This is a genomic window from Ruegeria sp. AJ12 (assembly GCF_056536245.1).
In genome coordinates, this window is sequence record NZ_JBQFJJ010000001.1 from 38,067 (window position 1) to 52,526 (window position 14,460).

At 57.0% G+C, this 14,460-nt stretch carries 11 protein-coding genes; 5 read left to right on the top strand and 6 right to left on the bottom strand.

Translation table 11 applies throughout. From position 1 onward, the window contains the following. Positions 1-12 precede the first annotated feature (12 nt). From ACR3E0_RS00235 to ACR3E0_RS00250, 4 genes are all read right to left on the bottom strand, one after another. Positions 13-1,746, bottom strand: coding sequence for a GMC family oxidoreductase (locus ACR3E0_RS00235; protein WP_480475006.1), 1,734 nt, complete (start codon positions 1,744-1,746; stop codon positions 13-15). After that, positions 1,628-3,136 (bottom strand): ABC transporter permease, encoded by a 1,509-nt coding sequence (locus ACR3E0_RS00240; protein ID WP_480475008.1) that lies wholly within the window; start codon positions 3,134-3,136, stop codon positions 1,628-1,630. Before ACR3E0_RS00240 ends, ACR3E0_RS00235 begins: the two co-directional genes overlap by 119 nt. Next, entirely contained in the window at positions 3,133-4,188 is a 1,056-nt protein-coding gene (locus ACR3E0_RS00245) for a quaternary amine ABC transporter ATP-binding protein (RefSeq protein WP_480475010.1), read from the bottom strand. Before ACR3E0_RS00245 ends, ACR3E0_RS00240 begins: the two co-directional genes overlap by 4 nt. Before the next feature lie 78 nt (positions 4,189-4,266). After that, on the bottom strand, positions 4,267-5,244 hold the full coding sequence (locus ACR3E0_RS00250) for an ABC transporter substrate-binding protein (protein WP_480475012.1): 978 nt from the start codon (positions 5,242-5,244) through the stop codon (positions 4,267-4,269). A 502-nt stretch (positions 5,245-5,746) separates the two neighbouring features. Between ACR3E0_RS00250 and ACR3E0_RS00255 the strand changes: the two genes are divergently transcribed. Next, positions 5,747-6,448: a GntR family transcriptional regulator gene (locus ACR3E0_RS00255; RefSeq protein ID WP_480475014.1), complete on the top strand. Its 702-nt coding sequence runs from the start codon at positions 5,747-5,749 to the stop codon at positions 6,446-6,448. A gap of 585 nt (positions 6,449-7,033) precedes the next feature. On the opposite strand, the gene ACR3E0_RS00260 is transcribed toward ACR3E0_RS00255, so the two are convergent. Both ACR3E0_RS00260 and ACR3E0_RS00265 read right to left on the bottom strand, forming a co-directional pair. After that, positions 7,034-8,635 carry a BCCT family transporter gene (locus tag ACR3E0_RS00260; RefSeq protein WP_480475016.1) on the bottom strand — a complete coding sequence of 534 codons (1,602 nt, stop codon included), beginning with the start codon at positions 8,633-8,635 and terminating at the stop codon, positions 7,034-7,036. A 361-nt stretch (positions 8,636-8,996) separates the two neighbouring features. Then, positions 8,997-9,584, bottom strand: a complete 588-nt coding sequence (locus ACR3E0_RS00265; RefSeq protein ID WP_480475018.1) for a DUF3299 domain-containing protein — start codon at positions 9,582-9,584, stop codon at positions 8,997-8,999. Between the two features lie 461 nt (positions 9,585-10,045). On the opposite strand from ACR3E0_RS00265, the gene pnp reads away from it, so the two are divergent. The 4 genes from pnp to ACR3E0_RS00285 all read left to right on the top strand — a co-directional run bounded on the left by pnp (position 10,046) and on the right by ACR3E0_RS00285 (position 14,457). Then, a complete protein-coding gene (pnp, locus tag ACR3E0_RS00270) occupies positions 10,046-12,196 on the top strand; it encodes a polyribonucleotide nucleotidyltransferase (RefSeq protein WP_480475020.1) in 2,151 nt (716 codons plus the stop codon). 211 nt (positions 12,197-12,407) lie between these two features. Next, positions 12,408-13,427 carry a Hint domain-containing protein gene (locus tag ACR3E0_RS00275; protein ID WP_480475022.1) on the top strand — a complete coding sequence of 340 codons (1,020 nt, stop codon included), beginning with the start codon at positions 12,408-12,410 and terminating at the stop codon, positions 13,425-13,427. Between the two features lie 205 nt (positions 13,428-13,632). Then, positions 13,633-13,905 carry a PepSY domain-containing protein gene (locus tag ACR3E0_RS00280; RefSeq protein ID WP_480475024.1) on the top strand — a complete coding sequence of 91 codons (273 nt, stop codon included), beginning with the start codon at positions 13,633-13,635 and terminating at the stop codon, positions 13,903-13,905. Positions 13,906-13,929: 24 nt separating this feature from the next. After that, entirely contained in the window at positions 13,930-14,457 is a 528-nt protein-coding gene (locus ACR3E0_RS00285) for a helix-turn-helix transcriptional regulator (RefSeq protein ID WP_480475026.1), read from the top strand. Positions 14,458-14,460 lie beyond the last annotated feature (3 nt).

Consider the following 14,460-nt stretch of genomic DNA (forward strand, 5'->3'; position numbering starts at 1 on the left):
TTATGTGAGGACTCATCCATCATTCCACTCCGCAGACATGAGATCTGCGCATTTTTCGCCTACGGCATATGCAGCGGCATTCGTATTCGCAGACACGATGAAAGGAATGACCGAGGCATCGGCGACCCTGAGACCGCGGAGACCCGTAACCTTGAGGTCCGGATCCACCACGGCCATACCGTCAACGCCCATCTTGCATGTGCCCACAGTGTGCCAGCTTGTCTGTCCGGTTGACCGCGCATAATCGAGAAGTTCATCATCTGATTGGGCATCCGGACCCGGCAATACCTCCCGCTTGATAAGCTGGCTAACTGAGGGGGTACGCGCCAATTGTCTGAGAATTTTCAGGCTTTTGACAACGGTGTCCCGATCGCCCGCATCTCCGAGATAGTTCGCAACGATCACCGGGTCATCTGATGGATTTTTGGACCGGATGTGGATCGATCCGCGTGAGGCTGGTCTGAGTTGAAATGAATTGAGACTGAACCCGGGCCAGGGATCCACACCGAGGCCTTTTGCCATTGAGAACCGATCTTTTCCGGTGACATGCGCGACCTGGAGTTTGAGGTCAGGAGACGACAGCGACGGCTCGCTTTTCATCAATGCATGCACTGTCACCGTCGATGTCGCCATGAGCCCGCGTCTGGTGATTGCGTATTTCAATGCCATCCACGCCCCGCGCAGGCGGTTGTTCAACGCATCATTGAGCGTGATTGATCTTGTGGTTTCATAGGTGATGCGAACATTCAAATGGTCCTGAAGGTTTGCTCCCACTCCAGGAAGATGTGCGACCGGCGAAATGCCATGCTGGCGAAGAATGCGCTCATCTCCGATACCAGAGCGCTCCAGCACAAGCGGAGAGCAGAGCGCACCGCCACAGAGAACAATCTCCTTCTCTGCAAAGTACCTGCCAGAGGTTCCATCATCATTGCGGACTTCGACACCAACGGCGCGACCGCCCTCAAAAAGAATGCGGTCAACAAGCGCGCGGGTCCGCACGTACAAGCCGGATTTGCCACGGACAGGCCTGAGGTAGGCGCTCTCGGCCCCGCAGCGTTTGCCCCTGTCCACAGTCAGCTGAAGATAAGAAACCCCCTCGTATTGCGCCCCGTTGTAATCGGACGTCTGCGGAATCCCCAGTGATTTACACCCGTCCAAAAACGCTTCGGTTATGGCGTCGCTGTGAGCTATGTCGGTCACCTTGATTGGGCCACCGCGCCCGCGCCATTCCGGATCACCGTCGGGACGATCCTCGATCCGCTTGAAGATCGGCAGAAGGTCATCGTATCCCCAGCCCGGACAGCCGGACTCGCGCCATTCATCATAATGGGCCGGATCGCCACGTACGAAAAGCATGCCGTTGATACTGCTGGATCCGCCAAGCACCTTGCCCCGGGGCCAAAACAGCCTGGCCCCTTTCATTTCCGGCTCCGGCTCGGTGTGAAATGCCCAAAGGATCGAGGGATCGGCGAGCATGCGCCCCACGCCCAAAGGGACAGACATCCAGGGGTGGTTTGCCTCACCGCCAGCTTCCAGGAGGAGGATTCTGTGACGCCCGGACCCACTGAGCCTAGAAGCGAGTGCACTTCCCGCTGACCCAGCGCCGACGATGATGAAATCGAACCGATCAGACGCCATCGCGAGTCCCCATGAAAATACGGTCAAGGATTTTTGCGAGGAAAAGGATTGCGAGACCGGCGAGAAGCCCCTGGCCGATCGAAGCATATTGAAGCGCTTCGAGAACATCTTCGCCAAGGCCCTTGGCACCGATCAACGAGGCGACGACCACCGTCAACAGGCTGAGCAGAATGGTCTGATTGATCCCGGCACGAACACTGGGTGCGGCCAGAGGAAGCTCAATCCGTGTCATCAAAAACCACTCAGACGCACCGAAAGCCACCGCTGCCTCGCGAATGGAGGCTGGAACGCTCTGAATACCCAGAACTGTCAGGCGCACGACCGGTGGCGTCCCGAAGATCAAACACGTTATGACCGCCGCCGCCTTTCCCGTGCCGAAAAATGCGATGACCGGGATCATGTAAACAAACGTTGGAACAGTCTGCTGCATGTCCAGAATTGGGCGTATAATGCGATAGACCCGCGGTCGGCGCGCCGAAAAAATCCCAAGAGGAATACCCAGGCAAATGCTGATGCAAGCCGCTGTTCCCAGCAGTGCCAAAGTTTGCATCGCGAGCGTCCAAAGCCCAACAAGACCGATATAGCCCAAGAACAGGGCTGCAATCAGGGCAGCGGACAAATTGGCGGAAAGTAACGTGATACCGACCAGGAACGCGGCCACGATAATCCATGGGGTTTGGACAAACACCGTTTCGAGAAAATCCAGGACAACACGGATACCGAAGCTAATCGAGTCGAAGAAACCGTCACCATAAATGGTGATGGCGTCGAACACCGTCTCGATCACATAGACAGCCCCCCGCCTGATTTCAGGAAAATCGGGAAACCCGCTCACAAGCGGAGCTTCAATCGCAAGAACGTAGTGTCCGAAGCTGATTGCAAATACGCCCAAAACAAACGCCACGGCGACAGTCAGCCGCCAGCGATCCGTGAGCTTTCGCTCTTCGCGTGTGCTGAGCCAGACAGAAAAGCGCCGCGCGAGGATCGGGTTGGCCACAACGGACATCAGAAATCGAGAGGCGGCGAACAGGAAGAAGCCGGCAAGCACCAGACCGAAGCGGCCGTTTTCAATCTGTTGAACTTCGCTATTGGCTTGCTTGATGATCTCCGTAAGGCCTTCAATGTTGCGGCGCAAAGCGTCGACATTCGCCGCCCCTGTTTCTATTGCGGCCTGCAGCTGAGCCTGTCGCAAAGACAGCTGAATCTCGACAGAGTCGATGCGCTCGGTCACCGAAGATGCAAGGTCCGCCCAAATTCCTCGTCCAATCAAAATCAGCGCCAAATTCTCGATGAGCGTGAAAACGAGCATCCACGGCCAAAGACCTCGCATGCCGTACCAGATCGGGCCCAACAGCAACGCCGCATGGTTGACCGACCAGACAAATCCACGACTTTCGCTAATCCTGTCAAATACTGCGGCATAACGATCTCGGCCTTCTTGACCCAGATAACTCACCAGCGCAGTGTCACGGGCCCGGTCATAACGTCCGTTGGTCAATGCGCTTCCTCCTGAATGGCGGCTTTCAGAAGGTCGGACTTCGTCACCACTCCGACTGCGGTTTCTTGGTCGTCCACGATCACGATCGGGCCGCTCTCATGGGCTGCGATGCGGATCATCTCATCCAGTCGCATATCGGCGCGCAGTCGGCGCGCGTTCTCATTCGGGGCTCCGTGTTGAGTGCTCCACTGGCCAAAGTCAGACATGACAGCAGATGCCGGCAGCACTCCGAGCCGCGAGATCCCCGATACGAAGTCGCGTACATAGTCGTCAGCCGGCCCTGAGATGATTTGCTCCGGCGTCCCAGTCTGAACGATGGCCCCATCCCGCATGATCGCGATACGGTCCCCGATGCGAACAGCTTCTTCGAGATCGTGCGTGATGAAGACCGTTGTCTTTTTCATCACGGATGCCAGGTTTACGAACTCTGACTGCAACTGACGACGGATCAGCGGATCAAGGGCGCTGAACGGCTCGTCCATCAGCAGAACCTCTGCATCAGCGGCTATTGCCCTTGCAAGACCAACACGCTGCTGCATCCCTCCCGACAGCTCTTCTGCGAACTTGTTGGCCCAAGCACCCAGCTCAACCATATCCAGTGCATCATATGCTTTGGACATCTGATGTTTCTGGGGAAGCCCGCGAATTGCCAGTGGTAAAGCCACGTTGTCGATGACGCTTTTATGGGGCATCAACGCGAAGTTCTGAAAGACCATCGCGATATGCTCGTTCCGGAAGCGCCGCAGTTCCTGCGAGCCGAGATTGGTGATCTCACGGCCAGCGACCACGATGTCGCCAAACGTCGGATCAAGTAATCGGTTGATGTGACGGACCAGCGTGGATTTGCCACTGCCGGAAAGCCCCATGACACAAAACAACTCGCCTTCTTCAATCGACAAGGAGACATCCGCCACGCCGATTACGCAATTGTGCCGGTCCAGAGCGTCAGATTTGCCGATCCCACCACTTCGGATTTGTTCCAGAACAGCGGGTTCGGCCTCGCCGAATATCTTCCAGACATGTTTGAGTTCGATAGCGGGATTTGGCGACATACCAAAGACGTTCCGAGTTGTGGGGCTGGAATGGTTCCCGGTGCCCACCTTTCAAGAGAGCACCGGACAGCTGCGACTTCAGAGGCCGAACCAACTGTCGACGCGCGCGGAATTGGCCTCTATCCACGCCCTCACCAGGCTTTCCGGATCCTTGCCTTCATGGCCAATCTGGTAGGACCATCTGTTCACCGTCTCGATATCAAGCTCGATGTTGGACATCAGCTCGACCGCCAGCGGCGCACGCGTCTCAAGGCTCTTGGACCAGGCCATCTGCATCGTCAGAGGCGCACTGGCACAGGTAATCTTGGAACGCTCGAACCAATCATCCTCAGACTGAGCGACCAGCTTCCAGCAACCCGAGCCATCGTTTTCCGGCTCGTCCAGTTTAACCAGATCATAGGCTTCCCAAACCGAATCCGGTTTGGCACAGAAAGTGGCGTATCCTTCGTGCTTTTTGACGGCATCAGCCATCGCGGCTTGGTTCACGCCAACCTCAGCCCTGATCGCTTCTAGACTGTCTGACAACCCATAGTCGCGGATCTTGACCATGTTCTCGTTTGTCGACACCCAACCATTGCGACCGATCCATATTTCGCCTTTGCCGTCGCCGTCCCTGTCCAACTGCGCGGCAATTTCCGGACGCGCGAGATCATAGATCGATTTTACATTCTGTTCTTCATAGAAGTACCGAGGAACACAAAACCCACCGGAACCGTGATACGGTTTCCGACTGTAGTCGACCGTCCCATTTCCATCGACATATTTGTCAAAGAACGCACGCTGATTTGGAAGCCAGGTATCGGCATGGATATCAAAGTCGCCCTCGCCGGCGTCCATTCCAGCCCAGACCGCAGAGTTCTCTCCGGGTTTGGTTTCGACCTCATACCCCATCCGTTCCTCAAACAGGATAGCCAAAAGGTGTTTGATCGCCTGAAATGACGGATAGGGATTGTCATTGATCGTGATCGTTTCGGCAGCTGCGCTGCCGGTTCCGACAATCAGTGCGGCAACCGAAGCCCTGAGCCCACGAGCCAGTATTGCTTTACATCCAAACATGTTGCTCCTCCCTTTGTGCCGGGCATTGAGTGGCTTTTTCGCCAGAAGTCGGCGCCACTATACTCCGGTCAACACACTGACTTTGACATTTTGTATGACAAAATACTGATGCATAGGTGGGTTATATCGGCATTATTGCCAAATATCGACTAAAAAGTTCAATAATTGTATACAAAGATAAAGCTTCACGAGGCATCCCACTCTTGGAGATGGTAAGCGGTTCAAAACATTTTCTCATATTTTCAAATGATTAAACTACATCTGACCCCTCACCTCCACTTGACCCCACACTGCAATAGCGGGAAACCCCTTGATCCGGGCGGCCCAGCTTGATCAAAATGTCAGACAATATATTGCCCAAAGCAGCAGACGGGGCTAGGCTTTGGCTCAAAGTCGAGTCGGCACTATGTAGCTTGATAATGCTGACGACTGCCGCCCAAGCAGCCATCGAGGGAGGAGATACCTTTTGCCAAGATCCAGCAACAAAGAAGAGGCACTTGGTGTGTTCACAGACCTGCAAAACCAAGGTTTCAGTGAAGCGTCCGCATCAAGCTCTTCTATGCGAGAAGCTGCACAAGCCTGGATTCGCGAAGCGATCCTCGATGGGCGCTATCACGCAGGGGAGAAGCTGATTGAACGAGAGCTGTGCGATGCTACCGGCGCAAGCCGGTCGGTCCTGCGTGAAGCTCTGTCGCATATTGAAGCCGTCGGCTTGATTGTCAGACAATCCTACCGAGGCTATACCGTCGCAGATATGTCCTCTCACAGCATTGACGAAGTCTTCGAGTTGCGGGCAGCGGTCGAAACTCTTGCGGCCGAACTCTTTACAGAGCGCGCGAGCGAGCAGGAAATTGCGGACCTTAAACACGCCTTCAAGGAGGTTGAGGCGGCAATGCTCTCCGCAAGTGTCGTCAGAATTCGCAAAGCCAAGGAACGGTTTTTTGCGATCATTTTCAATGGCTGCCGCAACAGCGAAATCCGCCGGGCGCTGGAAAATGTTATTGACCGGATTTCCTACCTGCGATCACAGTTGATGAGCGATCCACAAAGACGTCACGACTCACTCCACGAGATGCGCCGCCTTGCATCTGCGCTCTGCGAACGCAATCGGCTGGAGGCCCGCGCCGCGTCCCTTGCTCACCTGGAATCCGCACGCGTTGCCCTCACGCGTGTTTTGTCCGATTCGAAACTGGCACAGGTTTGAGGAAGCAAAAAAGAAGTTTGCGCCGGTAACAGAACTCTTCCAGGGGGCTCGGACCGCCGTGTTACGGATTGCGAGTGATCCGATTGAATGTCCGCTGCCTCAATTTGTACTCGTGAAAGCGGCACAAGCAGCAAAGATCCGGTTTCCGCCCCGCCTGTTTAAGCCACGTGCCCCTTTAGGTCAGGCGCCGCGATGTTTGATTAACGCGCATCTGAGATTTTTCCTGCAAATCCGAATTCTTGGAGTCCACTGCTACTTGGTCTCCGAGCACTTCAAGAATCCCATTGCGCAGATCGTCCCTGGCGTAAGTTACTGTCAGCGGTGCTTCCAATGCCCCCTTGGCCTTAAACTGGTCTGTAAACTTCCGGCGCTTTGCGAAACACTTGATCGCATTCGAAAACTAGATGTGGGTTTCTGGGCTGAAAAGACGTTCCTATCGTGTGCAGCATTCGGCGTTTTGGGCTCACAGCGGTCTTGCGACACCGCAGTAAGAAAAATAAGAGGGCGGCTCAGAATTCCTGGTAAGGAAAAGAAGGAAAACGCCCGCCTTTCAGCGAGCGTTTGTATTTCAAGTCCGGATGACCGTCACATCTTGGACCGTTCCGATTTTAATGCCAGCCACAGACAGTAGCACATGATCAGAACCACCAGCGTGAAGGGGATACCGGTTGACACCGCCGCGCCTTGGAGGGCGCTGAGGCCACCTCCGAGCAGCAATGCGATCGCGACCAGCCCCTCCAGCGTGCACCAGAACACGCGCTGGACCACCGGCGCATCCATTTTGCCGCCTGCGGTGATCGTGTCGATCACCAGCGAACCGGAGTCCGACGAGGTCACAAAGAACACCACGATCAGAACCAGTGCGATTGGTGCGACGATGCTATAGAGCGGCAGTTCCTTCAGGAACCCAAACAGCGCGCCTTCGGGGGCATAGCTGTCGATCACTGTTGCACGGACACCGTCAGCGCCGCCTGCGTTCAGCATGTCGATGGCTGCGCCACCGAATGTCGACATCCACAGGGCACAGACCGCCGTGGGCGCCAGCAGAGCGCAGATTACGAACTCGCGCACCGTCCGACCCTTGGAGATGCGGGCGATGAACATGCCGACAAAAGGCGACCACGCGATCCACCAGGCCCAGTAGAAGGTCGTCCAGCCGTGGAAATAGCTGGTGTCTTCTCGTCCGAATGGATTCGAAAGGGCTGGCAACATCGTGACATAGTCGGTCATCACGCTGAAGTAGCGCGCAATGGCCGTGCCGATACCGGTGACCGCGATCACAAAGATGAACAGGCCAACGGCCATGATCATGTTGATCTCGCTCAGCCGTTTGACACCCGCATCCATGCCCATCAGGACCGAGCCCAGCGCAATCAGCGTGATACCGATGATCAGCAACACGACCACGGTCGGGCTGGGTTCAATCCCAAAAACCTCATAAAGGCCAGCAGCCACCTGCTGCGCCCCGAGGCCCAGAGACGTCGTCAAACCGAACAGGGTGGCAAAGACCGCCAGCGTGTCGATGATGTGGCCCCACCAGCCCCAGACGCGTTCACCCAGGATCGGGTAGAATGCCGACCGCAGGGTCAGCGGCAGACCAAGGTTATAGCTGAAGATCGCAAGGGCGAGACCCACCGCCGCATAGACAGCCCAGCCTTCAAGGCCCCAGTGGTGGATGGTGCCGACGACACCGGCGTATTCATTGCCCGGCACCGCGATATCAATGCCCAGTGGTGCAGCGTTGCCGCCCTCGGCAAAGTTGTAATAGACCGGCTCCATAACGCCGAAGAACAACAGACCGATACCGATACCGGCCGCAAACATCATCGCGATCCAACCGGCATAGGAATAGTCTGGTTTGGCATCTTTTCCGCCGATCCGGACGCTGCCGACCGGCAGGATAATCAGAACCAGACAGAACAAGGTGATTGCATCGACCGACAGCACGAGGAACCAGTCAAAGGTGCTGGTCAGCCAGGGCCGAAGCCATCCAAAGAACGTCGCTGCCGCTTCCTGGTTTGCAAGTGCGATCAGAACGAACGCAAAGATGAGGATACTTGAGATCAGAAAAACCGGGTTGTGAATATCCAGACCAAACGGTCTGACGTTGTCTTGCCCCAGTTCATACTCTGTTTCGAAATCGTAAATCCGGGGATCCGGATCCAGCATTTTCTTCGTTTGAGCCATTCGACTGCCCCCTGTTCGCTAGGTGCAAACGCCAAGGTATTCGGCCGGCAGACGGTTATGAGTTTTGTAACCCCCTTGGCGCATTTCCGTCATCTCGACCGCGGGTTCGTGGTAACACCCTACACCGTCATCAAAATTTCACAAAATGCATTCGGTTTGCTGAATTTGTCCCACCGAAATGGAGGGTTTCGTCGGCGTTTCTTGAACCACAAGCGACTGGGCGATCGAGCGCGGGCATTTGGCGGAGGGCGTGGTCGGTTCGGGACAGACTATCCCATCGGCCTTCATCCCGATCCGGGCCCGCGGATTGGGGTGAAGATCGTTCCGGGACCAGCATTCGGATCACAGCACCCAAGCCAGATCAGTTTTGAACCTGAGTCCCACCGGTTTTTTGATGCGCCGCCGCGCGAATACGGTCGACGAGGCTCTGAACGCTCCTGCGCTGATCCTCGTCCTCTTCCAGCGTCTCGATGTGATCGGCGTCCAGCCGGAACGTTGCCCGCATCGGCATCATCCCGTCGACAACAACCATCTCGTGATCCGTTGGATCGATGGTCAGCCTGCCGGTCAGACGGACGGGCTCATGGACGTAATCCGGCGTCCAGTTTTCAGACAGCACCACGCGGACCATCTGGTTTGGGGACGGTGGCGGTAAGTGGCTGCACATGCCGGGTTCGGGCACAAGATAGGCCACGGACTGCCCGTCAGCGTCCGGCGGCGCGGGAATGGCGTAGCCCGCGATGGACACGGTTTGGCCGTCATAGACCGGATTGCCCGCCGAATGGGCCATTTCGCGGCGTTGGATGACAGCCTCGCGCTGAGACAGCAACCAGTCGATGTCGATTCCCTCCGCGTCCAGCGCATCCTCGGTCTCGACCAAAAGCTCCTGCCATTTCTGACGTTCTTCCGCGCTGCCAACATCCTGTTGCAGGCGCCCGCGCAGGCGCACCGCAAAACCACATCATCGAACTGTTCCGGTGTAAGGTCGCGGAACGGATCCTCGAAAACCTGGACCGAAGGGTCCGGCAGATCCGGCCAGTCCAGCGGCAGGGTTGGGGATGCCCATACGGCATGACCCGTCAGGATCGTAAAAACCGCCGCGATGATGCGCACCCATATTGTCATCCGTTTTCTCCGATCGCGGATCGTCTCTTCCGCACAGCGTAATTCTAGGGGATTTAACGCCTGCGTCTACGGATAAGGGGTCACAATCACGACAAGGCAGGCACCGCCGACCCACTCAGTTTCCCTTTCCTTCCCCGCCAATCTCCTGTATGCGCGCGCTATCTGAGACGTTGTGCCCTGACCCCGGCACTCAGACGAAAGCTAAAATGGGGTCGGCGGCAATGGGGCCGCCATGCAAAACGGGAGACCCGCAGGGGCGGGAGTGCTCCCTTCTAGGATACGCATATGTTTGATGTAACAAAGAAATCTATGCAGTGGGGCGAAGAGACGCTCACACTGGAAACCGGCAAGGTTGCCCGTCAGGCGGACGGCAGCGTGATTGCCACGCTGGGCGAAACCAGCGTCATGGCAAACGTGACCTTTGCACGGGCGCAAAAACCGGGTCAGGACTTTTTCCCGCTGACCGTCCACTATCAAGAGAAATACTATGCCGCCGGCAAGGTTCCGGGTGGCTTCTTCAAGCGCGAGGCGCGCCCGACCGAAAAAGAGACGCTGACCGCGCGTCTGATCGACCGTCCGATCCGCCCGCTGTTCGTTGACGGCTTCAAGAACGAAGTTCTGGTGATGTGCACCGTGCTGAGCCACGATCTGGTCAACGACCCCGACATCGTCGCGATGATCGCTGCATCCGCTGCCCTGACCATTTCCGGCGCGCCGTTCATGGGCCCGATCGCTGGTGCGCGTGTTGGGTTCGAGGACGGTGAATATGTTTTGAACCCGACCGTTGACGACATGCAGGACTTGCGCCTGAACCCCGAACAGCGTCTGGATCTGGTTGTGGCCGGGACCAAAGACGCCGTGATGATGGTGGAATCGGAAGCTTATGAGCTGTCCGAGGCGGAAATGCTGGGCGCGGTGAACTTTGCGCATGAGCAAATTCAGCCGGTCATCGACCTGATCATTTCGCTGGCCGAAGAAGCCGCGAAAGAGCCGTTTGACTTCCAAGCACCCGACTATTCGGAGCTCTACGCTGCCGTTAAGGCCGCCGGTGAAGAGCAGATGCGCGCAGCCTTCGCGATCACCGACAAGCAAGAGCGCACCGCCGCTGTTGCCGCAGCACGTGAAGCGATCAAGGAAGCGCTGACCGAAGAGCAACTGGAAGACGGCAACCTCGGTTCCGCGATGAAAAAGCTGGAAGCTGGCATTCTGCGCGGTGATGTCGTCAAAGGCGGCAAGCGGATCGACGGTCGCTCGACTACCGATATCCGTTCGATCGTGGCCGAAACCTCGATGCTGCCCCGGACCCACGGTTCCGCCCTGTTCACCCGTGGTGAAACACAGGCGCTGGCCGTGACCACGCTGGGCACCGGTGACGATGAGCAGTTCATCGACGCGCTGCATGGCAACTTCAAATCGAACTTCCTGCTGCACTACAACTTCCCTCCGTATTCGGTTGGTGAAGTTGGCCGTGTTGGTGGCCCGGGCCGTCGTGAGATCGGCCATGGCAAGCTGGCATGGCGCGCCCTACAGGCGGTTCTGCCTGCGGCGACCGACTTCCCCTACACGATCCGCATCGTGTCGGAGATCACCGAATCCAATGGTTCCAGCTCGATGGCGTCGGTCTGCGGCGGTTCGCTGTCGATGATGGATGCGGGTGTTCCGCTGAAAGCACCGGTTGCCGGTGTGGCCATGGGTCTGATCCTGGAAGATGACGGCGAATACGCCATCCTGTCGGACATTCTGGGTGACGAAGATCACCTGGGCGACATGGACTTCAAAGTGGCTGGTACCGAAAACGGCATCACGTCGCTGCAGATGGACATCAAGGTTGCGGGCATCACGCCCGAAATCATGGAGAAAGCCTTGGCGCAAGCCAAGGACGGCCGGATGCACATTCTGGGTGAGATGGGCAAAGCCCTGTCCGAGACCAACGAATTCTCGGTCCACGCCCCGCGCATCGAGACCATGAACATCCCGACCGACAAGATCCGTGAAGTGATCGGCTCGGGCGGTAAGGTTATCCGCGAGATCGTCGAGGTTTCGGGTGCCAAGGTCGACATCAACGACGACGGCGTCATCAAGATCGCCTCGCCCGATGGGGAATCGATCAAGAAGGCTTACGAGATGATCCACTCGATCGTTGCGGAGCCGGAAGAGGGTCAGATCTACACTGGTAAAGTGGTCAAGATCGTCGACTTCGGTGCCTTCGTGAACTTCTTTGGCAAGCGCGACGGTCTGGTGCACGTGTCCCAGATCGAAAACCGCCGCCTGAACCACCCCTCGGATGTTCTGAAGGAAGGTCAGGAAGTGAAGGTCAAACTGCTGGGCTTTGACGATCGCGGCAAGGTGCGCCTGTCGATGAAAGTGGTCGATCAGGAAACCGGCGAAGAGGTCGTTCCCGAGAAGAAAGAAAAGAAAGAGGAGAGCGCAGAGTAATCTGCAGTCCCTTTCTCTGAACGCGAAAGACCCCGGCTTTGGCCGGGGTCTTTTTTTGTTGTTTGCGTGCTGTCGGCTATGGCGGCAGCGCCCCGCTCTGTCACGGCGCATCTGTCCGGCCGGTATAGAGTAAACCAAATGTTAACACTTTAAAGTTGTATTAGCTCAAACTTAAGGAAAGTTACGCCTTTATTTGGGATGCCGTTCGACCGTGGCCTCTATCACCATTTACGCGATCAACGCTGATCCCTTCAGCACTCGCACTATCGAGATCGAAGCGGCCTATGAGGTCGACGTTATCGACAATGACGCATTGCTGCAGGACCCTGATGCTGACGGAAGTCTGCAATTGGACGTCAGCGGCGTTCCCGGGTTCAGCGGCACATCACAGAATTTCCAGACGTTTGAAAGCTATAGCGGCGAGGTGGACGGGCTGCCGGTCACTTTCACCCTGATCCAGTTCTCGAATCCCCGGTACGTCATCGTCACATCCGGGCAGGTCACGCTGGGCGACACGATCTCCAATACCGGTTTTTCCGGCACGGCTGCACCCGCTGCATACCAGACACTGCCCTCATTTGTCTGCTTCACCTCCGGGTCGCTGATCCTGACGGCCGCAGGTCAGCGACGGATTGAGACACTGAAGCCGGGTGACCGGGTCATCGTCGCGAATGGCAGCACGCAACCTGTTCGATGGATCGGCAAACGCCGCCTGACAAGGCGCGAGCTGCAAGCAAAACCGCGGCTGTGCCCGGTTCGGATCAAGGCGGGCTGCTTTGCCCCGGGGTATCCCAACCGGGACTTGACGGTCTCGCCCCAGCACCGGATCGTCGTTACCTCGGCGAGGATGGAACTGATGTATTCCGAAAATCAGATGCTGGCCCCGGCCAAGGGGATGATCGACGGCGACGCGATCACGCAATTGCCGCCCGACCGGGGCGTCGAATACATCCACATCCTGTTCGACAAGCACGAGCTGGTGAATGTGGAAGGCGTCTGGTCGGAATCCTTTTTCCCCGGCGACACAACCCTGAGCGCGATGGCTCCTGCAACAAGGCGCGAGCTGTTTGACCTGTTCCCGGATCTGGCATCAGAAGCCGGAGGATACGGTAGTACGGCGTTGCCGGTGCTCAAACCCTATGAGGTGCGCCTTCTGCACCCGGACCTGTCCGTACCAAAAGGCCTGGCACAGGATCAATCAAACCCATACACAACAGCGCATGCCGCCTGATAGCCCCGGCCCGTTTAAACCCGGGCGGGGCTGGGTTAATACAGTAAAATCAAGGTGGTGAGACTGTACGCTCCGGACGGATGCAACAGATCCGGCCGCGTAAACCTTGGTTCAATCCGGCCCGTTTCAACCAAAAACCTATCGAAGCTCCCCTCCCGCGGACCCACGTCCAACGCACTACAACACAACCCAATGGAGATTCGAAATGGAAACATTCAAAATGCTGACGCTCGCCGGTCTGATCTCGGCCGTTCCGGTCCTGGCCCTTGCCAATGTCGGTCTTGGCGACAAACTCGGCTCATCCGAGGCAGAAATCCGTTCAACCCTTGAGGCGCAAGGGTACGTGGTTCAAGAAATCGAGTTCGACGATGGCAAGATCGAGGTTGAACTGCGCAAGGATGGCGTGGAAACTGAGCTGGAGATCAGCGTGGCTGATGGCGTGGTTACCGCCATCGAAGCGGAAGACGAAAACGACTGAGCCTGAGGTCTGAAAAGGAGCCGTATGACGATTTCACAGACGTCCTTGTTGTGGCTTCTTTTGGTGGTGCAGGCCCTCTGCGCCGCCTTTTTCGTGACAGATGCAGTTATGGACATAACCGGCGGCGAACATGCCGGGTTCCGCCACTTGCACGGGTTCGAGTTTGTTCTGTCGCTGGCTCTGATTGGCGGTTTGACCGCGACGATCGCGTTGATCCGGGCACAGAACCGACGCGTGCGCGACATGCAGCGCCAGTTGGACATGGCAAGGGGCGCTTTCGCCCAGATCATCGCCCATCAGTTCACCGAATGGAGGTTGAGCGATGCTGAGCGCGACGTCGCCCTGCTGACCATCAAGGGGCTATCCATCGCCGAAATCGCGCAGATGCGCGAGACAAAGGAAGGGACGATCAAAGCCCAGAGCGCAGCGGTTTATCGCAAGGCCGGTGTGTCCGGCCGGGTCCAGTTGCTCAGCTTTTTTGTTGAAGAGTTGCTGTCAGAGCCTCTGGTGGACAGGTCCGGCGCAGTACCTACACACCGTTCGGAATCCTGACTC